23 protein-coding genes and 2 pseudogenes are annotated in these 25,195 nt (G+C 63.8%); 15 read left to right on the forward strand and 10 right to left on the reverse strand.

Translation table 11 applies throughout. From position 1 onward, the window contains the following. The first annotated feature begins 282 nt into the window (after window positions 1-282). The 4 genes and pseudogenes from ABIB66_RS17310 (at window position 283) to ABIB66_RS17325 (ending at window position 5,135) form a co-directional block, all read left to right on the forward strand. A pseudogene (locus ABIB66_RS17310) lies at window positions 283-1,546 on the forward strand (M81 family metallopeptidase). A gap of 13 nt (window positions 1,547-1,559) precedes the next feature. Next, on the forward strand, window positions 1,560-2,732 hold the full coding sequence (locus ABIB66_RS17315; RefSeq protein WP_354208580.1) for a M20 aminoacylase family protein: 1,173 nt from the start codon (window positions 1,560-1,562) through the stop codon (window positions 2,730-2,732). Further along, window positions 2,725-4,146: an amidase gene (locus ABIB66_RS17320; RefSeq protein ID WP_354208579.1), complete on the forward strand. Its 1,422-nt coding sequence runs from the start codon at window positions 2,725-2,727 to the stop codon at window positions 4,144-4,146. The genes ABIB66_RS17315 and ABIB66_RS17320 overlap by 8 nt, the downstream gene beginning before the upstream one ends. 98 nt (window positions 4,147-4,244) lie before the next feature. After that, window positions 4,245-5,135, forward strand: a complete 891-nt coding sequence (locus ABIB66_RS17325) for a crotonase/enoyl-CoA hydratase family protein (protein WP_354255069.1) — start codon at window positions 4,245-4,247, stop codon at window positions 5,133-5,135. 99 nt (window positions 5,136-5,234) lie between these two features. Here ABIB66_RS17325 and ABIB66_RS17330 read toward each other — a convergent pair whose 3' ends face one another. Then, window positions 5,235-6,212, reverse strand: a complete 978-nt coding sequence (locus ABIB66_RS17330) for an NADPH:quinone oxidoreductase family protein (protein ID WP_354208577.1) — start codon at window positions 6,210-6,212, stop codon at window positions 5,235-5,237. Further along, entirely contained in the window at window positions 6,212-6,820 is a 609-nt protein-coding gene (locus ABIB66_RS17335; RefSeq protein WP_354208576.1) for a 2-hydroxychromene-2-carboxylate isomerase, read from the reverse strand. The genes ABIB66_RS17330 and ABIB66_RS17335 overlap by 1 nt, the downstream gene beginning before the upstream one ends. Before the next feature lie 109 nt (window positions 6,821-6,929). Between ABIB66_RS17335 and ABIB66_RS17340 the strand changes: the two genes are divergently transcribed. Further along, entirely contained in the window at window positions 6,930-7,952 is a 1,023-nt protein-coding gene (locus ABIB66_RS17340; protein ID WP_354255070.1) for a methionine synthase, read from the forward strand. Between the two features lie 76 nt (window positions 7,953-8,028). Beyond that, window positions 8,029-8,184 carry a hypothetical protein gene (locus ABIB66_RS17345; RefSeq protein ID WP_354237398.1) on the forward strand — a complete coding sequence of 52 codons (156 nt, stop codon included), beginning with the start codon at window positions 8,029-8,031 and terminating at the stop codon, window positions 8,182-8,184. On the opposite strand, the gene ABIB66_RS17350 is transcribed toward ABIB66_RS17345, so the two are convergent. The 3 genes from ABIB66_RS17350 to ABIB66_RS17360 form a co-directional block, all read right to left on the reverse strand. Further along, window positions 8,181-8,798, reverse strand: coding sequence for a hypothetical protein (locus ABIB66_RS17350; RefSeq protein ID WP_354208573.1), 618 nt, complete (start codon window positions 8,796-8,798; stop codon window positions 8,181-8,183). The two genes, ABIB66_RS17345 and ABIB66_RS17350, sit on opposite strands and share 4 nt — an antisense overlap. 101 nt (window positions 8,799-8,899) lie before the next feature. After that, entirely contained in the window at window positions 8,900-9,427 is a 528-nt protein-coding gene (gene gpt, locus ABIB66_RS17355) for a xanthine phosphoribosyltransferase (RefSeq protein ID WP_007602504.1), read from the reverse strand. Window positions 9,428-9,463: 36 nt separating this feature from the next. Then, window positions 9,464-10,201 carry a competence/damage-inducible protein A gene (locus tag ABIB66_RS17360; RefSeq protein WP_354255071.1) on the reverse strand — a complete coding sequence of 246 codons (738 nt, stop codon included), beginning with the start codon at window positions 10,199-10,201 and terminating at the stop codon, window positions 9,464-9,466. Window positions 10,202-10,478: 277 nt separating this feature from the next. Here ABIB66_RS17360 and ABIB66_RS17365 point away from each other — a divergent pair, with 277 nt between their 5' ends. The 5 genes from ABIB66_RS17365 (at window position 10,479) to ABIB66_RS17385 (ending at window position 15,471) form a co-directional block, all read left to right on the forward strand. Next, window positions 10,479-11,897: a circularly permuted type 2 ATP-grasp protein gene (locus tag ABIB66_RS17365; protein ID WP_275170162.1), complete on the forward strand. Its 1,419-nt coding sequence runs from the start codon at window positions 10,479-10,481 to the stop codon at window positions 11,895-11,897. A 4-nt stretch (window positions 11,898-11,901) separates the two neighbouring features. Further along, window positions 11,902-12,846: an alpha-E domain-containing protein gene (locus tag ABIB66_RS17370; RefSeq protein ID WP_007611898.1), complete on the forward strand. Its 945-nt coding sequence runs from the start codon at window positions 11,902-11,904 to the stop codon at window positions 12,844-12,846. Between the two features lie 109 nt (window positions 12,847-12,955). After that, window positions 12,956-13,804 (forward strand): transglutaminase family protein, encoded by an 849-nt coding sequence (locus ABIB66_RS17375; protein WP_275170161.1) that lies wholly within the window; start codon window positions 12,956-12,958, stop codon window positions 13,802-13,804. 123 nt (window positions 13,805-13,927) lie between these two features. Further along, window positions 13,928-14,686, forward strand: coding sequence for a proteasome-type protease (locus ABIB66_RS17380; protein ID WP_027518752.1), 759 nt, complete (start codon window positions 13,928-13,930; stop codon window positions 14,684-14,686). 26 nt (window positions 14,687-14,712) lie between these two features. Then, complete coding sequence (locus ABIB66_RS17385) at window positions 14,713-15,471, forward strand: SDR family oxidoreductase (RefSeq protein WP_275170160.1); 759 nt, start codon at window positions 14,713-14,715, stop codon at window positions 15,469-15,471. 154 nt (window positions 15,472-15,625) lie between these two features. Here the strand turns inward: ABIB66_RS17385 and ABIB66_RS17390 are convergent, their stop codons facing one another. Further along, window positions 15,626-16,864, reverse strand: a complete 1,239-nt coding sequence (locus ABIB66_RS17390) for an MFS transporter (RefSeq protein WP_354208571.1) — start codon at window positions 16,862-16,864, stop codon at window positions 15,626-15,628. A gap of 157 nt (window positions 16,865-17,021) precedes the next feature. On the opposite strand from ABIB66_RS17390, the gene ABIB66_RS17395 reads away from it, so the two are divergent. Beyond that, the gene (locus tag ABIB66_RS17395; RefSeq protein ID WP_354208570.1) at window positions 17,022-18,272 is read left to right on the forward strand and encodes a NupC/NupG family nucleoside CNT transporter; all 1,251 of its coding nucleotides are present in this window, start codon (window positions 17,022-17,024) and stop codon (window positions 18,270-18,272) included. A 127-nt stretch (window positions 18,273-18,399) separates the two neighbouring features. Here the strand turns inward: ABIB66_RS17395 and ABIB66_RS17400 are convergent, their stop codons facing one another. Both ABIB66_RS17400 and ABIB66_RS17405 read right to left on the reverse strand, forming a co-directional pair. Next, a complete protein-coding gene (locus ABIB66_RS17400) occupies window positions 18,400-19,470 on the reverse strand; it encodes a threonine aldolase family protein (RefSeq protein WP_354255072.1) in 1,071 nt (356 codons plus the stop codon). Window positions 19,471-19,497: 27 nt separating this feature from the next. Beyond that, window positions 19,498-20,550, reverse strand: coding sequence for an amino acid ABC transporter substrate-binding protein (locus tag ABIB66_RS17405; RefSeq protein WP_354255073.1), 1,053 nt, complete (start codon window positions 20,548-20,550; stop codon window positions 19,498-19,500). Between the two features lie 21 nt (window positions 20,551-20,571). On the opposite strand from ABIB66_RS17405, the gene ABIB66_RS17410 reads away from it, so the two are divergent. Next, complete coding sequence (locus ABIB66_RS17410; protein WP_354208566.1) at window positions 20,572-21,492, forward strand: LysR substrate-binding domain-containing protein; 921 nt, start codon at window positions 20,572-20,574, stop codon at window positions 21,490-21,492. Between the two features lie 148 nt (window positions 21,493-21,640). Then, entirely contained in the window at window positions 21,641-23,767 is a 2,127-nt protein-coding gene (locus ABIB66_RS17415) for an O-linked N-acetylglucosamine transferase, SPINDLY family protein (RefSeq protein ID WP_354255074.1), read from the forward strand. Between the two features lie 12 nt (window positions 23,768-23,779). Here ABIB66_RS17415 and ABIB66_RS17420 read toward each other — a convergent pair whose 3' ends face one another. Then, window positions 23,780-24,307 (reverse strand): cupin domain-containing protein, encoded by a 528-nt coding sequence (locus ABIB66_RS17420; RefSeq protein ID WP_354255075.1) that lies wholly within the window; start codon window positions 24,305-24,307, stop codon window positions 23,780-23,782. A 148-nt stretch (window positions 24,308-24,455) separates the two neighbouring features. After that, entirely contained in the window at window positions 24,456-24,743 is a 288-nt protein-coding gene (locus tag ABIB66_RS17425; protein WP_007602477.1) for an usg protein, read from the reverse strand. A 378-nt stretch (window positions 24,744-25,121) separates the two neighbouring features. Here ABIB66_RS17425 and ABIB66_RS17430 point away from each other — a divergent pair. Next, window positions 25,122-25,195: pseudogene (locus ABIB66_RS17430) on the forward strand (co-chaperone GroES); the annotation flags it as partial.

A 25,195-nucleotide genomic window follows, 5' to 3' on the forward strand; every position in this document is an offset into this window, starting at 1 on the left:
CGTCCCGGCGAAGGCCGGGACCCATACCGCGTGATCTATCTATCGCGTGTGGCGCTTATCCCAAACATCCAATCTTCGCCAAACTGCTCCCTGGGGTTATGGGTCCCGGCCTTCGCCGGGACGACCCCGAGAACTTGGTGACGTCTTTGGCTCCAACTAACACCCCATCCGCAGCATTCCCAAAACGATCTGACCCTATGCATGGCGCGATTGCTTCCCGGCTTGCTCTCGCCGCAAGCACAGGGCTAACGTCGCGCACTTTCAATTGCTGGGCTTGAGTTGATGATACGTATCGCCGTCGGCGGCTTCCTGCACGAGACCAACACCTTCGCTCCGACGAAGGCGACCTTCGCGGACTTCCAGCACGGCGGCGGCTGGCCGGCGATGACGCAAGGTCCCGACGTGCTGAAGGTGATGCGCCGAATCAATGTCGGCCTCGCCGGTTTCGTCGACAGGGCCGAGACCCACGGCTGGGAACTCGTTCCGACGATTGCCTGCGGCGCGAGCCCCTCAGCGCATGTCACCCGGGATGCCTTCGAGCGCATCGTGAAGGTCATGGTTGATGGCATTGCAGCCGCCGGCCCGATCGACGCCGTCTATCTCGATCTGCACGGCGCGATGGTCACGGAACATCTCGACGACGGCGAAGGCGAGATTCTCGCGCGCGTGCGCCGCGTCATCGGCAAGGACATTCCGCTTGTCGCGAGCCTCGACCTGCACGCCAACGTCACGCCCGAGATGATGGAGCATGCGGACGCGCTGATCGCCTACCGCACCTATCCCCATGTCGACATGGCCGAGACCGGCCGCGCCTGCGCGCAACATCTCACATTGCTTCTGAAGACAAAGCAGCGTTTCGCAAAGGCCTTCCGGCAATTGCCGTTCTTGATCCCGATCAGCTGGCAATGCACCAACGATCAGCCCACCAAGGGCATCTATGAAAAGCTTGCGGCGCTGGAGAGCGACGCGGTTCCGACGCTGTCCTTCGCGCCCGGCTTCCCCGCCGCCGACTTCCGCGATTGCGGGCCGAGCGTGTTCGCCTATGGCAAGACGCAAGCCGATGCCGACCGCACGGCGGATGCGATCGTGAAGCTGATCGAAAGCCACGAGGACGATTTCGACGGCAAGATCTGGTCACCCGACGACGGCGTGCGCCACGCGATGGAACTCTCGAAGGGCGCAAGCAAGCCGATCATCATCGCCGACACCCAGGACAATCCCGGCGCGGGCGGCGGTTCCGACACCACCGGCATGCTGCGCGCGCTGGTCCGCAACAAGGCCAGCGCCGCGACCGGCGCGATCTATGATCCGGAATCGGCCAAGGCCGTATCGCTATGTCGGCATCGAGCCGACCGAAGAGAAGATTTTGGTCAACAAGAGCTCGGTGCATTTCCGCGCCGATTTCGAGCCGATCGCGGAAAAGCTGATGATCCGCGCTGCCCCCGGCGCGATGCCCGCGGACACGGCTACGCTGCCGTGGACGCGCCTGCGGCCGGGCATCCGCATCAAGCCGAACGGCCCGGTTTTCACTCCTTCCTCACGCTAACTGGACAGAACACATGCCCACAATCGAGCGCATCGACGGCTATGCCGACGAACTCACTGCTATCAGGCGCGACCTGCACGCCCATCCGGAAATCGGCTTCGAGGAAGTGCGCACCTCCGGCATCGTCGCGGACAAGCTGAAGAGCTGGGGCATCGAGGTGCATCGTGGTCTCGGCGGCACCGGCGTGATCGGCGTCATCAAAGGCAAGGGTTCGAGCGGCAAGCGTATCGGGCTTCGTGCCGACATGGACGCGCTGCCAATGGAGGAGAACACCAATCTAAAATGGAGTTCGAAAATCCCCGGCCGCTTCCACGGCTGTGGCCATGACGGCCACACCACCATGCTGCTCGGCACCGCGCGCTACCTCGCCGAAACCAAGAATTTCGACGGCACAGTGCACCTGATCTTCCAGCCGGCCGAGGAAGGCCTCGGCGGCGCCCGCGCGATGATCAAGGACGGGCTGTTCGAGAAATTTCCCTGCGACGAGCTCTACGGCCTGCACAACGCGCCCGACCTCAACCACGGCGAGATCGCGATCCTGCCCGGCCCCGCGATGGCCAGCGCCGACTTCTTCGATCTCCGCATCACCGGCTACGGCGCGCATGGCGCGATGCCGGAGCGCTCCAAGGACGCCGTGATCATCGCGACCACGCTGGCGCAGGCGATCCAGACCATCGTCAGCCGCAATGTCGAGCCGCTGCAGGCCGCAGTGGTCTCGATCACGCAGATTCATGCCGGTTCGGCGTACAACGTCATCCCCGGCGACGCGCATCTTTGCGGCACCATCCGCACTTTCTCGAAAGAAGTCCGCACCCTGATCAGCGAACGCATCCGCACGATCTGCGCCGGCATCGCGAGCGCCTATCAGTGCGCGATCGACGTCGACATCCGCGACACCTTCGATGTGCTGGTCAACCAGGTCGAGCAGTCCAAGGTGGTCGAAGACGTTGCGCGCACCGTCGTCGATCCTTCCAAGGTGATTACCCGTGCCCAGCCGAAGATGGGCAGCGAGGATTTTGCCGACATGCTGCAAACCATTCCCGGCGCCTATTTCTGGGTCGGCCACGACGGCTCGGTGCCCGTGCACAATCCCGGCTTCGTGCTCGACGACAAGATCCTGCCGATCGGTGCCAGCATGTTCGCCCGGATCATCGAGACCCGTATGCCGGTGGGTGCCCATGCATAAAAAGAGCGTCGAAGAGGAAGTCACCTCGCTGCACGATCTCTCCGCGGTCGATCTGATCGCGGGCTATCGCGCCAAGCAGTTCTCGCCGAGCGAGGTGCTGGAAGACGTGCTCGCGCACGTCGCAGCTTGGGAGCCGCACCTCAAGGCGCTCTATGCATTCGATCCGGACGGCGCGCGCGAGGCCGCGAAGGCCTCGACCGCGCGCTGGTCCGGAGGCGAGCCCTCCGGCGCGCTCGACGGCGTGCCGGTGACGGTGAAGGACAACATCGCGACCAAAGGCGTGCCGGTGCCGCTGGGCGCGGCGAGCGTCAAGCTCGTGCCGGCCGAAAAGGACGCACCACCCGCCGCGCGGCTGCGCGAGGCCGGTGCGATCATCTTCGCCAAGACAACCATGCCCGACTACGGCATGCTGTCCTCGGGGCTGTCCTCTTTCCATGCGCTCGCGCGCAATCCCTGGGACCTCTCCAAGAACCCCGGCGGCTCCAGCGCCGGCGCGGGCGCCGCTGCGGCGGCTGGCTATGGGCCGCTGCATCTCGGGACCGATATCGGCGGCTCGGTCCGCCTGCCCGCGGGCTGGTGCGGTCTCGTCGGATTGAAGCCGAGCTTCGGCCGCGTGCCGATCGATCCCGCCTATGTCGGCCGCGTCGCTGGTCCCATGACCCGTACCGTCGACGATTGCGCGCTGATGATGAGCGCGATCGCAAAACCCGACCGGCGCGACGGCACGAGCCTGCCCGCGGAGCCCCTCAACTGGAAGGGGCTGGAGAAATCCCCGCGCAAACTCCGCATCGGATTGATGCTCGATCCCGGCGTTGGCCTGGCGCTGGAGAAACCGGTGCGCGAGGTCGCGGTGAAGGCGGCCAAGGCATTCGAGTCCGCCGGTGCGGTCGTCACCGAAGTTGACGGCATCCTCACGCGCGAGATGCTCGACGGCCTCGACAACTTTTGGCGCGCGCGGATGTGGGACGATCTGTCGAAGCTGACGCCCGCCGAACAGGCAAAGGTGCTGCCCTACATTTTCAAGTGGGGCGAGTCTGGCGCGAAACTGTCTGGCGTCGATGTCATCCGTGGCTTCAACCAGACCATGGCCATCCGGGCAGCGGCATCAAAGCTGTTCTGCGAGCTCGACTATGTGATCTCGCCGACCGCGCCGAACGTGAACTATCCGGCCGAGTGGGCCTCGCCGACCAACGATCCCATGAAGCCGTTCGAACACATCGCCTATACCGTACCGTGGAATATGTCTGAGAATCCGGCGATCTCCATCAACGGCGGCTTCGACGCCAAGGGTTTTCCCATCGGCGTGCAGATCGTCGGCCGCCGCTTCGACGATATCGGCGTGCTTGGCATGGCCAAGGCTTTTGAGAGCCTGCGCGGGCCGCAGAAGCCCTGGCCCGGCCCGCCGGCGAAGTAGAGCTTGGCCACCACATGCCCAGTCCGCGCAAGACGGACGTTGGCGTCCGTGCATGACGTCTTTTTGAGACGGAATTCAGGAGAGGGAAGGAAACCACCATGGCGTATGAGACGATCAAATACGAGATCGCCGAGCAGATCCTGACCATCACGCTGAACCGCCCCGACAAGCTCAACGCCTTCAACGCGCAAATGCAGGGAGAGCTGATCGACGCGTTCGACGCCGCCGACAAGGACGACGACGTCCGCGCCATCATCGTTACAGGCGCCGGCCGAGGTTTTTGCGCGGGCGCAGACCTTTCGTCGGGCGCCGACACCTTCGATCGCGACGCACGGCGCGGGCCGGTGAAGCGCCTCGCCGACGGCAAGGTCGACTACAGCGACTCCCAGGTGCGCGACGGCGGCGGTCAGGTGACACTGCGCATCTTCAAATGCCTGAAGCCGGTGATTGCCGCGGTGAACGGTCCCGCGGTCGGCATCGGCGTCACGATGCAGCTCGCGATGGACATCCGCATCGCATCCGACGCCGCGCGCTTCGGCTTCGTGTTCTCCCAGCGCGGCGTCGTGCCGGAGGCCGCCTCGAGCTGGTTCCTACCGCGCATCGTCGGCATCTCGCAGGCGCTGGAATGGTGCTATTCCGGCCGCGTCTTCCCGGCGCAGGAAGCCCTCGCCGGTCGTCTCGTCAGCAAGGTTGTAGCTCCCGATGATCTGCTGCCCACCGCCCGCGCGCTCGCCAAGGAATTTGCGGCGAAGACGGCGCCGGTGTCGGTGGCGCTGATCCGCCAGATGATGTGGCGCATGATGGGCGCCGACGATCCGATGGAAGCCCACAAGGTCGACAGCCGCGGCATCTACGCCCGCGGCCGCTCGGATGATGTGAAGGAAGGCGTTGTGTCGTTCCTGGAAAAGCGCCCTGCGCAGTTCAAGAACAAGGTATCGAGCGATATGCCGGACTATTTCCCGTGGTGGACGGAACGGGAATACAAGTAGCTTCGTAGGGTGGGTTAGCGAAGCGTAACCCACCACTTTCTGATCCGCGGTCACCGAGGTGGTGGATTACGCCTTCGGCTAATCCACCCTACGGCACGGTCACTGCATCACCAACGCCACGCGCCCGATCGCCTTGCGATCGATCAGCAGCCGCATGGCCTTCGCATAGTCCTCCAGCGGCAGGCGGTGCGAGACGTTGGGGCGCAGCTTGCCCTCCTCCGCCCATTGGAGCAACGCCTTCAGGCGCACCTCGCCGAGCGCGGGATTTTTCCGTACCGCCTCACCGGCGCGCACGCCGAGCACGCTGGCGCCCTTGATCAGCAAGAGATTGGTTTTCGCCGAGCCGATGCCGCCGGTGAAGCCGATCACCAGCAGCCGCGCGCCCCAGGCGATGCAACGCATCGAGCTCTCGAACACTTCGCCGCCAACGGGATCGAACACCACGTCGGCACCGCGACCGTCGGTGATACGTTTGACGGCATCACGAAACGGCTCGCGGTCGTAGCGCACGAGATGATCGGCGCCGCGCGCCTTGGCGATTGCGAGCTTTTCGTCGCTGGACGCGGTCGCGATCACGGTCGCCCCCAGCATCTTGCCGATCTCGACGGCAGCAAGGCCCACGCCGCCGCCGGCGCCATGCACAAGCAGCACCTCGCCCGGCGCAACCCGGCCGCGATCGATCAGCGCGTGATAGGCGGTGCCGTGCCCGGCGAGATAGGTCGCAGCTTCCGCATAGTCGAACGTCGATGGCATCGGCGTGAGCTGCGACGGGATCACCACCGCTTCATCCGTGAAGGCGCCGTGCCGCATCTTGACGATGACCTTGTCGCCGACGGCGACACCGCCCGCCTCTGCGCCGACCTCGGTCACGTCGCCGGCCGCCTCCATCCCCGGCGTGAACGGCAACTCGGGCTTGAGCTGGTATTCGCCGGCCGCCATCAGCACGTCGGGGAAATTCAGGCCCGCGGCACGGACCGCGACGCGCACTTCGCCCGGCTTCAGGTCGCGCGACGGAAACTCTTCGAGCTGCAACGCTTCGGGCGCGCCGAGCGTGCGGCAGACGACAGCCCGCACCATCAGGCCGCGCTCGCCTTGCCGCGCAGCAGCGCCTCGCGGATCAACGGCAGGCGGTCATTGCCGAAATACATGTCGGTCTTGCCGACGAAGATCGTCGGCGAGCCAAAGCCGCCGCGGGCGACGACCTCTTCGGTGTTGGCCTTGAGCTGGTCCTTGATCCCCTGCCCGGAAATGCCGGCGAAGAATTTCTGCTCGTCGACGCCGACCTTCCTGCAGATCTCGGCGAGCACTGCGTCCTGCGAGATGTCCTTGTCCTCGCCCCAATAGGCCTCGAATACCGCCGTGGCGAAAGGCACCGTTTCCTGTCCGAGCCAGACGCAGCCGCGCATCGCTTTCACGCTGTTCACCGGAAACACCGTCGGCGGCATCTTGATCGCGAGACCGGCCGAACGGGACCAGTCGGAAAGATCCTTTTTCATGTAGCGCGCCTTCAGCGGCACCGGTGTCTCACGCTGCGCATAGACACTTGGGTTGACCGTATTGAAGATGCCGCCCACCAGGATCGGCCGCCAGATGATCTCCACGCCAACCTCCCTGGCCAGCGGCTGGATGTTGTGGAAGGCAAGATAGGTCCAGGGGCTGGAACAGTCGAAGAAGAATTCGATCATGGCGTTTCCGGTCCGGCGCCGCCGGTTTCAGGCGACTTTTGTTGTTCTGTACCTCGACGTTAAGACATGGCAGGAAGGGGCGCAATCATAACCCGCCGAGAGGGCCGCCATGCTGTTTCCAACCACGATCGCCGGCTCCTTGCCGAAGCCGGAATGGCTCGCCGAACCCAACATGCTCTGGGCGCCCTGGAAGTCGCAAGGCGACGAGCTCGTCCGTGCCAAGCGCGATGCGACGATGCTTGCCGTCAAGGTCCAGGAGGACGCCGGCATCGACATCGTTACCGAGGGCGAGCAGGCCCGGCAGCATTTCGTCCACGGTTTCCTGGAGAAGATCGAGGGCATCGACTTCGCCCACAAGGTCGAGATGGGCATCCGCAAGGATCGCTACAAGGCGATGGTGCCGCAGGTCGTGGCCCCGCTCCGGCTGAAGAGCCGCGTCCACGCAGACGAGGCGCGCGTTGCGCGGACGCATACCAAGAAGAAGCTCAAGTTCACCCTGCCCGGCCCGATGACGATCATCGACACCATTGCCGATCGCTACTATGGCGATCGCGTCAAGATGGCCTTTGCATTCGCCGAACTCCTGAACGAGGAAGCCAAGGCGCTCCAGGCCGACGGCGTCGATCTCGTGCAGTTCGACGAGCCCGCCTTCAACGTCTACATGGACGAGGTCAACGACTGGGGCATCAAGGCGCTCGAGCGCGCCGCGCAGGGCCTGACCTGCGCCACCGCCGTGCACATCTGCTACGGCTACGGCATCAAGGCCAACACCGACTGGAAGGAAACGCTCGGCGCGCAATGGAGGCAATACGAGCAGATCTTTCCCGCGATCGACGCCAGCCCGATCCAGCAGGTCGCGATCGAGTGCCGCAACTCGAAGGTGCCGCTCGACCTGCTTGCCCTGCTCAAGAGCAAGATCGTGCAGGCCGGCGTGATCGACGTCGCCAGCGACACGGTCGAGACCGCCGAGGACGTCGTGCAGGTGATCGACGCGGTGTCGAAATTCGTACCCAAGAGCAACATCATCGCCACCACCAATTGCGGCATGGCGCCGATGCGGCGCGAGATCGCCGAAGCCAAGCTGATGGCGCTCGGCGCCGGTGCCGCGCTGGCCCGCGAGAAGCTGGGTTAAGGCGGTGATCCGTCTGGCGTTCACCATTGCAGCGCTTGCAGCATTCGCGCTGCCTGCGCGTGCAGAGGATCGTTCCGTGCTTCTCAATTGCAAAGCAGTCGTGGAGCGTACGTCGAAGGATGCGAATGCTGCGAGCGAAGCCGAGCTGACACGGTGCCGCCAGGTGATCCGCGAATGGGCGTTGCGCGATGCACGGACGACGGTGGATGAAGACGGCAAGCCGATGCGCTAGCCGCGCGCGCTTGGATGCAGTAGGAGCTGATATCCAGCGATGATCGCGCGCAGCGTCGAAGGCGGCGTCAACAGCATCGGGTGATCGAGGGCGCTCGTATGCGGGACGTAGCCCGCGGGTGACCACAGCAGCGCCTTGCGCTGCGCGACGAGGAAGCAGTCATCGCCCTGTTGCACCATCGCGCCGTCGGGCAATTCCGCGAGCGGCATCGGCAGCGCGTGCAGCCGCTTCTTGCCACGATCGAGCCGTTCCCGATGCAGCACTGCATCCATCGCTTTGGCGCTGATGCTGCTTACATCATTGCCCGTCTCCCACGCAACGCGAAAGCGCTTGGCGTCATCGCGGCGGCAGAAGAAGCAGGGACGGTGGCCTGCGGCAAAGGCCGTGGCCTCGTCGAGAAAGAACAGCTCGGTCCAGCTCCGCCGCGCCATCACGGGCCGCCGCCAGCCGCGGAATTCACACAGGCAAACGATCCAGGCCGGCGACGACCAGCGCTTCTTCAGCAGCGTCTTCGTTGCGGGGTCATGGATGATGCCGCGGTTGCCGGTGAACATCCCGCGATGTGGTGTCGCGATGATCTCGCCGGTCGGCGTGACGCGGTTTTGCAGCGGCATGCCGGCCTCCGCCCGTCATTGCGAGCGCAGCAAAGCAATCCAGACTGTTTCCGCGGACACATTTCTGGATTGCTTCGCTGCGCTCGCAATGGCGGCGATAATCACGCCGCCCCGTCGCGAAGCGGCGGGTGATAGGACAGCGCGGTGTCCCAGGGGAAGAAGATCCAGGTGTCCTGCGAGACTTCCGTGATGAAGGTGTCGACCAGGGGACGCCCCTTCGGCTTGGCGTAGACGGTGGCGAAATGCGCGTCGGGCAGCATCGCGCGCACCAGCTTGCCGGTCTTGCCGGTGTCGACGAGATCGTCGACGATCAGGAGCCCCTTGCCGGTGCCGCCGCCGAGCTTCATCACGTCTTCGGAGATGCCCTTCAGCACTTTGAGGTCGCCCTGCTTGTCGTGGTCGTAGCTGGCGATGCAGACCGTATCGATCACGCGCACACCCAACTCGCGCGCCACGATCGCGGCCGGCACCAGGCCGCCGCGGGTGATCGCGATCACCGCATGAAACGGACCAACCTCGTTGAGCCGCCAGGTCAGTGCCCGGCAATCCCGGTGGAACTGGTCCCACGACACCGGAAAGGGGCGGCCCGCCCGTTCTTCCGCACTTAGTTCCGGTGCTTCACCAGCCATTGTCGTCTCCTGCTTCGCCTGCCGGCAGCTAGGTTGCTAGCGGGTGATGTTCAATCCCGCCAGCATTTCCTTCACGGCCGCCATTGCGGCTGCGAGCTTGTCCGCATCGCGCGAGCGCACCACCAGATTGGTGTTCGGCTTCTGCTCTTCATCCATGAAGGGATAGCTGCCGATGATGGTGTCGGGATGTTCGGCGGCAATCGCCCGCAGCGGGCCGCCGATGTCGCCTTCCCGCGCATTGGCGCGGATCGATTCGGAGAGCATGCGCACGCCCGATTTCAGCTTGGGCGAGACGATGTCCATCATCGCCTGCATGATCGAGGGCACGCCCGCCATCACGATGACATTGCCGATCTTGAAGCCGGGAGCGAGGATGGTCGCGCTCTGGATCAATTCGGCACCGTCAGGGATGCGGGCCATGCGCAGGCGGGCCTCGTTGAGGTCCTGCTCGCTCCAGCGCTCGCGGAAACGGGCGACCACCTCCGGGTGATGGTCGATGCCGACGCCGAACGCCTTGGCGACGCTATCAGCGGTGATGTCGTCATGGGTCGGCCCGATGCCGCCTGTGGTGAAGACATAGGTGTATCGATGCCGCAGTGCATCCAACGCGGCAATGATGTCGGGCTCGTCGTCGGAGACGACCCGGACCTCCTTCAGGTCGATGCCGATATTGGTCAGGTATTCGGCGATGAAGCCGATGTTCTTGTCCTCGGTCCGGCCGGACAGGATTTCGTCCCCAATGACCAGAATACCCGCCGTGACGATCTCGCTCATACCTCAAGTCCCTCACCTATCGGCCCGACTTTGCCGAGGTAACGCGTTGAAGTCACGCGGTTTTGCTGCCGAAATAAGCAGTCCTCAGCCATTTTTTCAGGCAAGCCGCCGGCCATCCCCGGCAAATGTCCTCTCCCCATGCTTATCGCGCTGGCCCGGCCCTTGCTACCGCATGAAAGTCATGCACTCTTGCCGCATGGCCAGGACGTTGCGGTCTTCACCAAGGCTTGGCGACCTGTCGAATGGCGCAACGCCTTGCGGAGACAAGTCGGGATCTATGGCAGTCGCGTTTGATGAAATGAACATTCCCGGTGGGGACCTTCGCCCCGCCTATCAGGAGCTGGCGCGCTGGCTCAAGGAGACGCCTCCCGAGGCGCTCGAATATCGCCGCCAAGAGGCCGAGCTCCTCTTCCGCCGCATCGGCATTACCTTCGCGGTCTATGGGGACTCCGAGTCCACGGAGCGCTTGATCCCGTTCGACGTGATCCCGCGGATCATGTCCGGCAAGGAATGGTCGCTGCTGGAGAAGGGCCTGAAGCAGCGCGTGCGCGCACTCAACATGTTCCTGCGCGATATCTATCACGGCCGCGATATCCTCCGCGCCGAGATCGTGCCCGACGATCTCATCTTTCAGAACCCGGTCTTCCGTCCCGAGATGAACGGACAGCAGGTGCCGCACGACGTCTACGTGCACATCGCCGGCATCGACATCGTCCGGGTCGATTCCGAGGACTTCATCGTGCTGGAGGACAATGCGCGTACGCCCTCGGGAGTGTCCTACATGCTGGAAAACCGCGAGATCATGATGCGGCTGTTTCCGGACCTGTTCGCCCGTCACAGGGTGGCGCCGGTCGAACGCTATCCGGACGAGCTGCTCTCCGCCTTGCGCTCGGTGGCGCCGCAAAGCGCCTCCGGCGAGCCGACCGTCGCGTTGCTCACGCCGGGCGTCTACAACTCGGCCTATTACGAGCACTCCTTCCTCGCCGACAAGCTCGGTATCGAGCTGGTCGAGGGCCGCGACCTCATCGTCAAGAACAACGAAGTGTTCATGCGGACGACCGAGGGCGTGAAACGGGTCGACGTGATCTACCGCCGGGTCGACGACGACTACCTCGATCCTCTCACCTTCCGCCCCGACTCCGCGCTCGGCGTGCCCGGACTGATGTCGGCCTATGCAGCCGGCAACATCACGCTCGCCAACGCCGTCGGCACCGGCATCGCCGACGACAAGGCGATCTACTCCTACATGCCGGACATCGTAAAATTCTACCTCGGCGAGGAGCCGATTCTGAAGAACGTACAGACCTGGCGCTGCCGCGAGCCGAAGGACCTCGCCTATGTGCTGGATAACTTGAGCGAACTCGTCGTGAAGGAGGTGCACGGCTCCGGCGGCTACGGCATGCTGATCGGACCTGCGGCGACCAAGGCGACGATCGAAGCCTTCCGCGAAAAGCTCAAGCGCGAGCCCGAGGGCTTCATTGCGCAGCCGACGCTGGCGCTCTCGACGTGCCCGACCTGCACGGCATCCGGCCTTGCGCCGCGCCACGTGGACCTGCGGCCGTTCGTGCTCACCGGCAGCAAGAGCACCACGATCGTGCCCGGCGGGTTGACACGCGTTGCCCTGAAGGAAGGCTCCCTGGTGGTGAATTCGAGCCAGGGCGGCGGCACCAAAGATACCTGGATCCTGGACGAGTAGAGAGATGCTGTCGCGTACCGCCGAAAACCTCTATTGGCTCGCCCGCTACGTCGAACGGGCCGAGTATCTCGCGCGCACCATCGATGCGACGCTGCGCGTCACCGCGCTTCCCGCCGCCTATATTGGCAAGACCAACGAATGGGACTCGGCGCTTTTGACCGCCGGCGTCGCCGCGAGCTTCTATCAGCAGTATGAAGAAGCAAACGAGCGCAACGTCGTCGATTATCTCTCGTTCTCGGCGGACAACCCGTCCTCGATCAGGAATTGCATCGAGGCGGCGCGGCTGAATTCGCGCTCGGTGCGCACAGCGCTGACGAGCGAGATGTGGGACACCATCAACTCGGCCTGGATCGAATTACAGGAGGTCTGGAGCAGAGGGACCTCGACGCGCGAGGATCTCGCGAAGTTCCTGCGCTTCGTGCAGGAGACTTCGCTGCGTTTCGACGGCTCGGCCTACCGGACCATGCTGCGCAACGACGCCTACTGGTTCTCGCGGATGGGCTTGCATCTCGAACGCGCCGACAACACCGCGCGCATTCTCGACGTGAAATACCATGTGCTGCTGCCCGAGGAGGAGCATGTCGGCGGCCCGCTCGATTTCTACCAGTGGACCTCGATCCTGCGCTCGGTTTCGGCGCTGACGGCCTATCACTGGGTCTATCGCGAGACACTGAAACCCTGGCTGATCGCGGATTTGCTCATCCTCAACGATTCGCTGCCGCGTTCGCTCGCAAGCTGCTACGGCAATCTCGTGCGCAATCTCGATCAGATCGGGGTCGCCTATGGCCGCCAGGGCCCGGCCCAGCGCCATGCCCGCGGCATCCGCAACCGGCTGGAACACAGCAATATGAACGACATTTTCCAGCATGGCGTGCATGAATTCATTCAGGAATTCATCTCGGACAATTCCAGGCTGGGCGAAATCATCACGAAGCAGTATTTGATCTGACCTTCGGTCATTCCGGGATGGTCCGTAGGACCAGACCCGGAATCTCGAGATTCCGGGTTCGATGCTGACGCATCGCCCCGGAATGACCATTTAGAAATCACGGTCCCCCATGCGCCTGCGAATCCTGCACACCACGACCTATCGCTACGAGCCGCAGGCCACGAGCGTGATCCAGATCCTGCGCATGACGCCCGGCAGCCATGACGGGCAATATGTGGCGGAGTGGCAGATCGACGTGTCGACCGACACCAAGCTCGACACCCACGAGGACGCGTTCGGCAACGTCACCCATGTGCTGTCCTGCGGACCCGTCGGCGACATCAAGATTACCGCCGAGGGACTGATCGAGACCCACGACACCGGCGGCGTTCTTCGCGGCGCCGACGAGCGCTTTCCGGCCGGCATGTTCTTGCGCGCCACTGACCTCACCACGGTCAATCCGGCGATGCATGTGGTCGCTCGCCAGCTGCGCAGCGAGGCCGAGAGCGACACGCTCGGCTTCCTGCATACGCTGATGACGCAAATCGGCGATCACATGACCTTCGACGAGGACCCCACCAACAGCGGCACGTCGGCGGCGGAAGCGTTCACGCTCAAGCGCGGCGTCTGCCAGGACTACGCGCACATCTTCATCGCCTGCGCCCGCAGCGGCGGCGTGCCGGCTCGCTTCGTCTCCGGTCACTTCTTGCGCTCAGACGGCACGGTGCATCAGGACGCGGGCCATGCCTGGGCGGAGGCCTATGTCGACGGTCTTGGCTGGGTCGGCTTCGATCCCGCCAACAGCATCTGCGCCACCGACGCCCATGTCCGCGTCGCGATCGGGCTCGATTATCTCGGCGCAGCCCCCGTGCGCGGCACCCGCTATGGCGGCGGCGCGGAGACGCTGTCGGTGGCGGTCAAGGTCGAGCAGGCCGGCCGTGGCGGCCAGTCGCAATCGCAGTCTCAGCGGCAGAGCTGAGCCGCGCCGCGCGCGGCCCTCACCCACGGTCGGTTTCCACCCTGCCGCCCCGCGGCAATCGGGGGTTGGAGCGGCCCTTGAAATTGGCTAGTAATTCGGCGCAAACGCGTTCGGGGACCGGAAATGACCTATTGTTGCGGAATTCTGGTTCGGGACGGTCTGGTGATGATCGCCGACACCCGCACCAATGCCGGCCTCGACAACGTCTCGACCTTCCGCAAGCTCCACATCTTCTCCAAGCCCGGCGACCGCATCATGGCGATCGCCAGCGCCGGCAACCTCGCCGTCAGCCAGTCGGTGCTCTCGACGCTGACCGAGGGGCTCGAAGACCCCAACACGGGTGAGATCGAGACGCTGATGAACGCGCCGACCATGTTCCAGGCCGCCCAGCGCATTGGCCGGGCGATCCGGGCCGTGCACGCGACCGAGGGGCCGGCGCTCAAATCCGAGGACGTATCGTTCGACGTCTCCTTCCTGTTCGGCGGCCAGATCAGCGGCGCGCGCATGCGCCTGTTCATGGTCTACACCGCCGGCAATTTCATCGAATGCACCACCGACACTCCCTATTTGCAGATCGGCGAGCACAAATACGGCAAACCGGTGCTCGACCGCGCCATGCATTACGACGTCGAGCTCTACGAGGCGCTGAAGACCGGGCTGATCTCGATGGACTCGACCATGCGCTCGAATCTCGGCGTCGGCCTGCCGATCGATGTGCTGGTGGTGCGCGCCGACGCCTGCGAGGCCGATCTCAACCACCGCATCGAGGCGGGCGAGCCCTATTTCCACGATTTGCGCTCGCGTTGGTCAGCGGCCTTGCGTGCCGCGCATCAGAACATTCCGCGGCCGCCCTACAAGAACGAAAAAGAATCCAAAACCTGACAGCTTAAGAGAAAAGGCAGGAAACGATGAGTGAAGCGAAAAAGATCGCAGTGGTGACGGGCGCCGGCACCGGAGTCGGGCGCGCGGCGTCACTGGCGCTGATGAACACAGGCTTCACCGTGGTGCTGGTCGGGCGCCGCATGGAGATGCTCGAGGAGACCGCCAAGCTCGGCCCCGCCGGAAAGAGCCTCTGCGTCACCGCCGACATGACCAAGCCGGACCAGATCGCCGCGCTGTTCGACAAGGTGAAGGCGACCTATGGCCGGCTCGACGTGCTCTTCAACAATGCCGGCATGGGCGCACCGCCAGTGAATTTCGAGGATCTCAGCCTCGAGCAGTGGCAGGCGGTGGTGAATACCAACCTCACCGGCCCATTCCTGTGCACCCAGCACGCCTTCCGCATCATGAAGGACCAAAGCCCGCGCGGCGGCCGCATCATCAACAATGGCTCGATCTCGGCGCATGCGCCGCGGCCGTTCTCTGCCGCCTACACCTCGACCAAGCACGCCATCACGGGCCTGACCAAGGCGTCCAACCTCGACGGTCGCATGTACGACATCGCGGTCGGCCAGGTCGACATCGGCAACGCCGCGACACCCATGACCGACCGCATGGTCAACGGCCCCGGCGTGCTGCAGCCCGACGGAACGTCGAAGCAGGAGCCGCGCATGGACGCGAAAGCGGTCGGCGATGCCGTCGCTTACATGGCCGGTCTGCCGCTCGATGCCAACGTGCTGACCATGACTGTGATGGCAACCAAGATGCCGTTCGTGGGACGGGGCTGATCGCCGCTCTCGTGCCCCGGACGCAGCGCGGCATGCAATGACGCGCTGCTGAGCCGGGGCCCACGCCTCCTCGACCTCGTTCCTGGCGTTCTGGGTCCCGGGTCTGCGGCGCGTCACTTCGTGCCGCACCGCGTCCGGGACACGAGAGCGTCCGCTACTCCAAACTCTCCACCTGCCGTAGGCTCGGGAACAGCTTCATCCACAGCAGCGCGACCGCGACCGTGCAGACGCCGCCCAGCACGGCTGCCGGCATGGCGCCGAACAGTGCGGCAGCAACCCCGCTCTCGAACTGGCCGAGCTGGTTCGAGGCGTTGATGAAGAGGAAGTTCACCGCACCGACCCGGCCCCGCATCTCGTCGGGGGTGGCGAGCTGCACCAGCGAGAAGCGGATCACGACGCTGATTGTATCGGCCGCGCCGAGAACGGCGAGCGCGAGCACCGACAGCCACATCCAGGACGACAGCGCGAACACGATCGTTGCAACGCCGAACACGATCACGGCCTGAAACATGCGCAGGCCCACATGCCGCGAAATGGCGTGACGGGCCAGCACCATGGTCATCAGCAGCGCGCCGACCGCAGGCGCGGCGCGCAGGATGCCGAGCCCGACCGGACCGGTCTGGAGGATGTCGCGGGCATAGATCGGCAGAAGCGCGGTGACGCCGCCGAACAGCACCGCGAACAGATCGAGCGAGATGGTGCCGAGGATCGCTGGATTGCGCCGGATGAAACGGACGCCAGCGAAAATATTGTCGGCGCCCCCCATGTCCTTCGCGACCGCCTGCGGACGCGGCCGGATGAATCCCGTCAAAATCATCCCGAAGATCCAAAACAGCACCATCACCGCGTAGGCGAGATGCGGCGCGACCGCGTAGGCAAAACCACCGAGTGCCGGCCCTGTGATAGTCGCGACCTGCGCCGCACCGCTGGAGACGGCGGTAGCGCGCTGCAGCGAGCCCTGCGGCGCGATCGCCGGCAGCAGCGCCGCGGTGGTCGGACTTTCGAAGGCTCCGGCAATGCCGAGCACGAAGGTTGCCAGGAAAATCTGAACTTCGCTGACCAAGCCGAGGTAGGTGATGACGCCGAGATAGAGCGCGGTCGCGGCTTCCACGAGCTGGCAGAGCTGGACCACGCGCTTGCGCTCGTAGCGGTCGGCGGCATGGCCGGCGACGAACACCAGCAGGGCCGTGGGCAGGAATTGCACGAGGCCGACCATCCCGAGGTCGAAGGCCGAGCCGGTGAGATCGTAGATCTGCCAACCGATCGCGACCGCCGCGATCTGGCTGGAGAAACGCGACAGGCTGCGCGAGAGCAGAAAGAACAGGAAGGCGCGATGGGAGAGGAGCGCGCGGGCACTGACCGGCGGGTTTCCCGATATTGGCTGGTCTGGCATCGCCTCTTCGGTCACGCTCGGACTATCGGCTCCTGATGTCGACGTGCACCGGGTGGCTGACGGGGACCTGCTTGTCAACAGCGGGACGCTCCGACAATCTCCCGGCATTGCGTTTGCAACGCAGAGGTGGCCATAATCATCGGGGTTTGGGGACATCATGCTGCAGCTGCAATCGGCACTCGGCATTTTCGCATTGCTGTTGATCGCCTTGGGACTGAGCGAGAATCGCCGCGCGGCCTCGCTGCGCCACGCGGCAATCGGCCTCCTCGCCACCTTCGTCACCGCGATCGTTCTCCTGAAGGTGCCCGTCGTCGCGCGCGCCTTCGGTGCCATCAACGAAGCCGTGGGCGCGATCTCGGCGGCCTCGCGCGCCGGCTCGTCCTTCGTGTTCGGCTATGTCGGCGGCGGTCCCCTGCCCTTCGACCTGAAAGCACCGGGTGCCGATTTCGTCCTGGCGTTCCAGGCGCTGCCGATCGTGCTGGTCATGAGCGTGCTGACGACGCTCTTGTTCTATTGGCGCGTGCTGCCGCCGATCGTGCGCGGCATGGCCTGGCTGCTGGAGCGCACGCTCGGCGTCGGCGGCGCGGTCGGGCTCTCGACCGCCGCCAACATCTTTCTCGGCATGGTTGAGGCGCCGCTGTTCGTGCGGCCTTATCTCGCGCAGATGACCCGCAGCGAGTTATTCCTGGTGATGACCGGTGGCATGGCCGGCATCGCTGGCACGGTGCTGGTGCTGTATGCGACGCTGCTTGCTCCCCTCATTCCTGACGCAGCCGCGCATTTCGTCATCGCCTCGGTGCTGGGTGCGCCGGCCGCGATCCTGGTCAGCTTGATCATGGTGCCCGAGACATCCGACAAGCGCACCGGCGGCGCACTGGAAGATCCCGATACGGAAGTCTCCGGCACGATGGACGCGATCGTGAAAGGGACCGGCGCCGGGATCGAGCTGCTGATCAACATCGTCGCCATGCTGCTGGTGCTGGTGGCGCTGGTCCATCTCGTCAATGCGGTCCTCGGCCTGCTGCCTGATATCGGCGGCGCCGCGATCTCGTTGCAGCGCCTGCTCGGCCTCGTGATGGCGCCGGTGTGCTGGCTGATGGGATTGCCGTGGGACCAGGCGATCACCGCCGGCAGCCTGATGGGCACGAAAACCGTGCTCAACGAGCTGATCGCCTATGTCGATTTCTCGAAGCTGCCGCCCGGCACGCTCGATCCGCGCTCGCGCCTGATCATGCTCTATGCGATGTGCGGCTTCGCCAATTTCGCCAGCCTCGGCATCATGATCGGCGGTCTCGGCGTGATGGCGCCGGAACGGCGCGAGGAAATCAACGCGCTCGGGCTGAAGTCGATCGTGTCGGGGACGCTGACGACGTGCTTGATGGGAGCGGTGGTGGGGGTGCTGACGTAGTAACGATCTCGTAGCCCGAATGGAGCGCAGCGCAATCCGCGAAAGTCTATCGGTCGCAAGCAGCGGCCCCGGACTTCGCTTCGCTCCATCCGGGCTACGAGAGACCCGATTCACATCGGCGGATGCTCTAGACCAAAGCCGCAGCCACGGTGCGAAATGCCATGACCGCGCGATCAACATCCGCATCATCGATATGGCGATGGGTCACGCAGCGCAAGCGATGCTTGCCCCAGGGCCTCGCCCTCAGGCCCGCCCTTTCGAGAGCCCCCGACCACACGGCGCTGTCGCGCCCGGAAAGGGAGACATCAACCTGCACGATATTCGTCTGCGGGATTGTCGCGCTGATCTTTGGATGCATCCCGTTAAATGCATCACTCAAGGCTCGCGCACGCCGGTGATCCTCCGCCAGACGCGTCCCCATGACCTGAACCGCCTCCAGGCCGGCAGCGGCGAGGACGCCGATCTGGCGCTGCGTGCCTCCAAGCATGCGACGAAACCTGCGGCTGCTGTCGATCACCGCGCGTGGCCCGGCGAGCACGGCACCGGCGGGTGCGCTCAGGCCCTTCGACAGACACAGAGAAACCGTGTCGCAATGTCTCGCAACCTCGGCCGGCGCTATTTCAAGGGCGACGGCGGCGTTGAACAGCCGCGCGCCGTCGAGATGCACCGGGACACCGCGGGCCGAGGCCATGGCGTGCACGGCCTGCATATGATCCAGCGGCAGCACGGCGCCGCTCGCGTTGTTGTGCGAGGTTTCCATTGCGACAAGAGCCGTCCGGAGCTTGAGCCCTTCCCCCTGCAGGGCGTCCTCCAGCAAATTCAGGTCCATTGCGCCGGCGGTGCCGGCAATTGCGAGGTAGAACTGCCCCGTAAACGTCGCCGCCCCTCGTTCCGAAGTGTACATATGGGCGTTCGATTCCAGCACGATCTGTTCGCTGCGCTGCGACTGCGCCAGCGTCGCCAGCAGATTGGCCATGGTGCAGCTCGGCACAAACAGGCCGGCGTCCTTGCCCAACGCCGCAGCTGCGACGGCCTCCAGCTCCTGCACCGTGGGGTCACCGTCCAGCCCGTCATCGCCGAGCGGCGCAGAGGCCATGCGGGCATACATCGCCTCGGTCGGCTTGGTGACAGTATCGCTGCGCAGGTCGATGGGTGGCAGCCCGGCGCCCGCCGGACTCCTGTCGTGTTGATGTGCCATGGCGAGACCTCTAGAGCGCTTGTCGCGTCATTCGTAGACTGCCGGGTCGCCGGAATCGGTCGGGTTGGCCAGCGTCCGCTTGAGGGCGGCGCTCATCGGAAATTTCAGGTTTAGGCCATGCGGTGGGATCGGTGAATTGAAATATTTGTCGTAGAGCGCCGCAATCTGCCCGTTCTTCATCAGGTCGATCACGGCATCGTCGACCATCTTCTTGAAAGCAGGATCATCCTTCGGTTCGACGATACCATAGGGCGCCGTCTCGAGACTCTTGCTACCGATCAGGAATTCATCCGGCGTTCTGGACGAGGCGACCGTGGCGAAGGCGAGACCGTCATCGTTGGCGGTGCCGGCCACCCGGCCCGTCGACACCAACAGGAAGGTCTCGGCGGTGTCCTTCGCCGGCACCACTGTGATGCCGAGATTGTCCTTGGCGTTAATCAGCGTAATCACCTTGAAGGTCTGGCCGCCGGCCTGGGCGGCGATAGCCTTGCCGCGAAACGAAGCGGGGTCGTTGACATCGACGCCGCCATCCTTGCGCGCGACGAGGACGACCTGCGCAACGAAGGTGGTGGGAGCAAAGGCAACGAGTTTATGCCGCTCGACGTTGTTGGTCGTGTTGCCGCATTCGATGTCGATCGTGCCGTTGGCGAGCAGCTGAATACGTGTAGCCGAGGTTATGGGGTTATAGCGAATCTCGAGCTTGGGGAGCTTGAGGGCCGTCTTGATCGCCTGCACCACCTGTTCACAGATTTCCACGGTGTAACCGATCGGCTTCTGGTTACCGTCGAGATAGGCGAAGGGCACCGAGGTCTCGGGGTACCCCAACGTGATCGAGCCGCTCTCACGGATCTTGTCCAGGCGGCTCGCACCCTGCGCCATGGCCTCGCTGGAAAGAAGAACACCAGCGACAGTCGCCGCGGCCAGTGCCTTGATCATTGTCGCTTTCATATGTCCCCTCTTGTCGCGAATGTCCGTGACACCGTCCACGGTGGGTGAGCACCCACAGGACAGCTCCGTGCGAACGGCTTCATGCTCTGGACTATCGTCCAAAAGCTCGATCTGATGAAATTCCAGTTTCATACTCTCCTATACGGATTTGATATGGCCACCAGACGCATGGGCCTGAAGCATGTGGAGGCTTTTCGGGCAGTCTTCGTGACGGGATCGATGACGCAGGCGGCTCAGCGCATGCATACCTCGCAACCCCAGATCAGCCGCCTGATCGGACAGCTGGAAGCGATCACACAATTCCCGCTGTTCGACCGCAGTGGCGGCCGCCTCCGCCCGACGGTGGACGGATCGCGCTTTTTCCAGGAGGTCGAGAAGACTTTCATCGGCTTGGCGGGACTGGAGGCCAGCGCAACCAGCATCCGCTCGTTCGGCATGGGTCGGTTAAGCGTTGCGGCGATGCCGCGCCTGGCCGGCGGGCTGCTGACACGCATCGCGGCACGCTTCAAGGTGGACTATCCGCATGTGATGATCTCGATCCGATCCGGCACGACGAGCGCCGTGCACGACTGGGTCAGTTCCGGGCTTTGCGACACCGGATTGGCGATGCTCTACGGCGAGGTTGCGGGGGTGCATGTCGAGCCGGTGCTCAAGACCCGTTGCGTCGCGATCATGCCGAAGGCACATCGTCTTGCGCAGAAGAAGACGCTGCGCCCTGCCGATTTCGCCGACGAGCCCTTCATCTCCTTCGCCACGGGGAGTCCACTCTACGATCGCATCGATACGATCTTCGCGCAGGCGGGCGTCACGCGCCGCATTGTTGCGGAGACCGATCTGGGCGCATCGGTCTGTGCCTTGGTCGCGGCGGGCCTTGGCATCAGCATCATCAACCCGATTGCCGCGCATGACGAAAGCACTGGCGCGGCTCTGATCACGCGCCCCTTCAACCCGACTGTCCCCGTTACGATCGCACTGCTCTATCCACCTTATGCCGCGCGCGCCCGGTTGATCGATGCCTTCAGCGAATATGCTCGCAAGGTCATGAGCGCGGAATTGGGCTATCTCGAGCGGTAGCGGTCCGATCCGCGGCGAGGAAATCAACGCGCTCGGGCTTCGTGAAGCTTGTGTGAGGCTGGCGCCCTCGCAGCTCCGATGGAGCGCAGCGCAATCGTGACAATCCTTCCATGTTAATCTCGTCGGGAGATTCGGGTGGAATTGATTCATGAGCAACAGCGCAGGCCATCGGGCATTTCAAAATGCCCGGCTTCAGAAACGGCAAAAAGCCGAGATAGGGCCATTGCTCGCGCGCGCCCTCCAGCTGCACAAGGCGGGACTTCTCCCTGAGGCCAAGACGGCCTATCGCGAACTCCTGGAGCTCGCGCCCAACCAATTCATCGCGCTGCATCTGCTCGGCGCTTTGGAGTCCGAAGCCAAAAACTATCAGCAAGCTCAAGTTCTGCTGAGCCGAGCGGTTGCCGTGGATCCGCGATCTGCCGAAGCTCATATGAGTTTGGGCGTCGCGCTCAACGGGCTAAAACGTCACAACGATGCCCGCGAGAGCTATCGGAAGGCCCTGGCCTTGCGACCCAATTACGCCTTAGCGCTATCCAATCTCGGGAACGCGAGCGCGGCCCTCGAACTTTACCAGGAAGCGCTCGAGAGCTACGACAAGGCGCTCTCAATCGACGGAAGACTTTCCGAAGCCCATAACGGCCGGGGTTGGGCGCTCTGCCGTTTGCGCGCCCATGACGAGGCGATCGCAAGCTTAAACCGCGCGCTATCGATCAAGCCTGACTATGCCTCGGCGTTGTCGACCCGCGCCGTTGCTTTGCGAGAACTTCAGCGATTTGACGAAGCCATGGCGGATTGCAATCGAGCAATCGCGCTTGCACCCGGTGACGCGAATGGATGGCTGTGGCGGGCCAGTATCTTGCTCCTGACCCGGCAAGTTGCCGAAGCACTGTCCGATTGCGAGAAGGCTCTCGCGACCGATCCCGGCTTCGCTCAGGCCCACAGCCTGCTCGGCCAATGTCTCGCGGCACTTGGCCGGGTCGACGAAGCCCTCGCCAGTTTCGACAGAGCTACCGACATCGAGCCTGATCAGAGCACGATCTCGAGCAAGATATTCACCCTCGATTTTGTGGCCGACGCCAGCGTTGCGCAGCATCAGCAAGCGCGACACGTATGGTGGGAGCAGATCGGTGCGAAGATCGCTTCAGCAGCGGCGGGACCGCATGAGAACAGCCGCGATCCAAATCGCCGTCTGGTGCTGGGTTATGTCTCGTCGGATTTTCACGCACATTCGGCGGCGTTCATTTTCAAGCCGGTCCTGCAGCATCATGATCGGGCACAGTTCGAGATCGTGTGCTATGCTTGTTCAGCGAAAACGGATGCGACGACTCGCGAATTTCAGGGGATCGCCGATCGCTGGCGCGACGCCTCACAATGGTCCGACGATCGCCTTGCCGCTCAGATCCGCGGCGACGGCATCGATATCCTGATCGATCTGTCCGGCCATACCAGCGGAAACCGCCTCGGTGTGTTTGCGCGCAAGCCGGCACCTGTCCAGGCGCATGGCTGGGGCCACGGTACCGGCACCGGGTTGCCAACGATCGATTATCTATTCTCGGACCCGGTCGCGATACCTGTCGCGGTTCGGCACCTGTTTGCGGAGACCATCGTAGACCTGCCGTGCTTCGTGACGCTGGCGCCGCTGCCGGCCGGGATTGCTCGGGCGCCGACGCCGGCGATTGCGAACGGCTTCATCACATTCGGTGTCTTCAACCGCATCAGCAAGATTTCGAACGAGGCGGTGGAAGTCTGGTCCAGGATTCTCGAGCGGGTGCCGGGTTCGCGACTGCTGATCAAGGATACTGCGCTGGACGCTCAGCTGGTCCGCGACAATCTGCTGGCGCGGTTTGCCGCTTGCCGGCTGCCGGCCGAACGCGTCGATCTGCTCGGAGCCACGTCACGAGACGAACATCTGGCAGCGTTCAATCGCGTCGATATTGGCCTCGATCCATTCCCGCAGAATGGCGGCGTCAGCACGTGGGAAGCCTTGCAGATGGGCGTGCCGGTGGTGGCGAAGCTCGGTCACAGCCTGCCAAGCCGTGCTGCCGGTTCCATCCTCACCGCGCTGGGCCTGCCGGAGTGGGTCGCGGAGAGCGACGAGGCCTATGTCGAAATCGCAGCGAGCCGTGGGTTGCAGATCGGCGAGCTCGATAAGTTGCGCGGCGAACTGCCCGGGCAGATCAGGGCTGCCGCCGCCGGCAACCCCGTCTCATACGCGCAAGCGGTGGACGATGCCTATCGCGCGATGTGGAAACGCTATTGCAACGACCGCGGCTGATCTCCGCCTCGCCTACGCCTTCAACTCCACCGTCCTGAACTCCGCCGGCAGGATCACCTCAAGCAGCTCGACGTCGTCCGAATAGTCCAGGATCATGTGCTTGATCTTCGGCGGCTGGGTCCAGGCGCTGCCTTCCTTCATCAGCGTCTCGCCCTCTCCGTCCATATAGGTCTTCACCCAGCCCTTGAGCACGTAGACCATCTGGAATTCGACGTCGTGGAAGTGCAGCTTCGACACCTCGTCCGGATTGCAAGGGCTTTGCAGCCGGATCACGTGCGCCTGCGCGAGGCCGTGGCTCGCGGCGGCGATGCCGAGATCGCGATACTTCGCGTAGGTACGGAGGCCGTCGGCCTTGAAGTCTTCCTCGCGGTGATGGCTGATGGCGATGCGCTGCTTGGGCCGCGCCGGTTTTTTCGGAGTCACAGCGCGCGCTTTCGCCTTCACCGCCTTGCGCGCCACTGATCTGGTCGCGGCCTTGGCTCCGCTCCGCTTCTTCACCGCGACTTGCGATGCGCTGCGCGATTTTGCCTTCTTGGCCATGGGCGGCCTCCCCTGTTGTGATGGGGAGAGGCTAGCACAGAATGCGAAATCGTAGGGTGGGTTAGCGCTAGCGTAACCCACCGCTTCTTTCGCGACTGTTGAAGCATGGTGGGTTACGCTGACGCTAACCCACCCTACAGCTCTGCCTTCAATGCAACCTGAACACGCCGTCCACCGCGCGCAGCTCGGCCGGCTTGATCAGCTTGGAATGCGCGACCGTGACCGAGAATAGCGGACCGTCGAGCTTCTTCTGCCAGAACGCCAGGAAATCCGTCAGCGCTGGAAATTTCGGAAACATGTCGTAGTTCTGCCAGACATAGGTCTGGAGCAGCGAGCGATGATCCGGCATCCGGTAGAGAATTTCGGCCGTCGTCAGCCCGTAACCCAGCACCTGTTTCCGGAAGTCGTCGGAAACAACCCCAACTCGCGAGACCATGCCAACCTCCTTTGCAGGAGCGCATATTCAAGGGGTGGCTTTCCGGTACGCGCCCTACGAGCCACCCGGTGGAGATGCGCTCACATGAGTGAAATGTGACGCAAACTGACAATCCATCTCAAGCACAAAAGTTTAACAAGCTGTTGAAATTCAATGCGTTAGCAGCAGATGCGGCTCCGTGCTAATACGGGCGCCGAGCGCGATTAACGATGGAAAGAGATTTTGGCAGGCAGCGCTTCCGAGTGCTATTTTTCTGCTACAAGCCCTTGCTCCCGCCAAATTCCTGCCTTATCTCAGCTGTGCCTGTGCTAGCACTCGCCGGCACAGACTGCTAACAATCCAAAATTCCCAACTCGTGCAAAAGCTTAGGAGAACTGCATGAATTTCCGTCCGCTTCACGACCGCGTCGTGGTCAAGCGCATCGACGCAGAAGAGAAGACCGCTGGCGGCAT

This window comes from Bradyrhizobium sp. F1.13.3, assembly GCF_040548265.1.
Classification (GTDB): Bacteria; Pseudomonadota; Alphaproteobacteria; order Rhizobiales; family Xanthobacteraceae; genus Bradyrhizobium.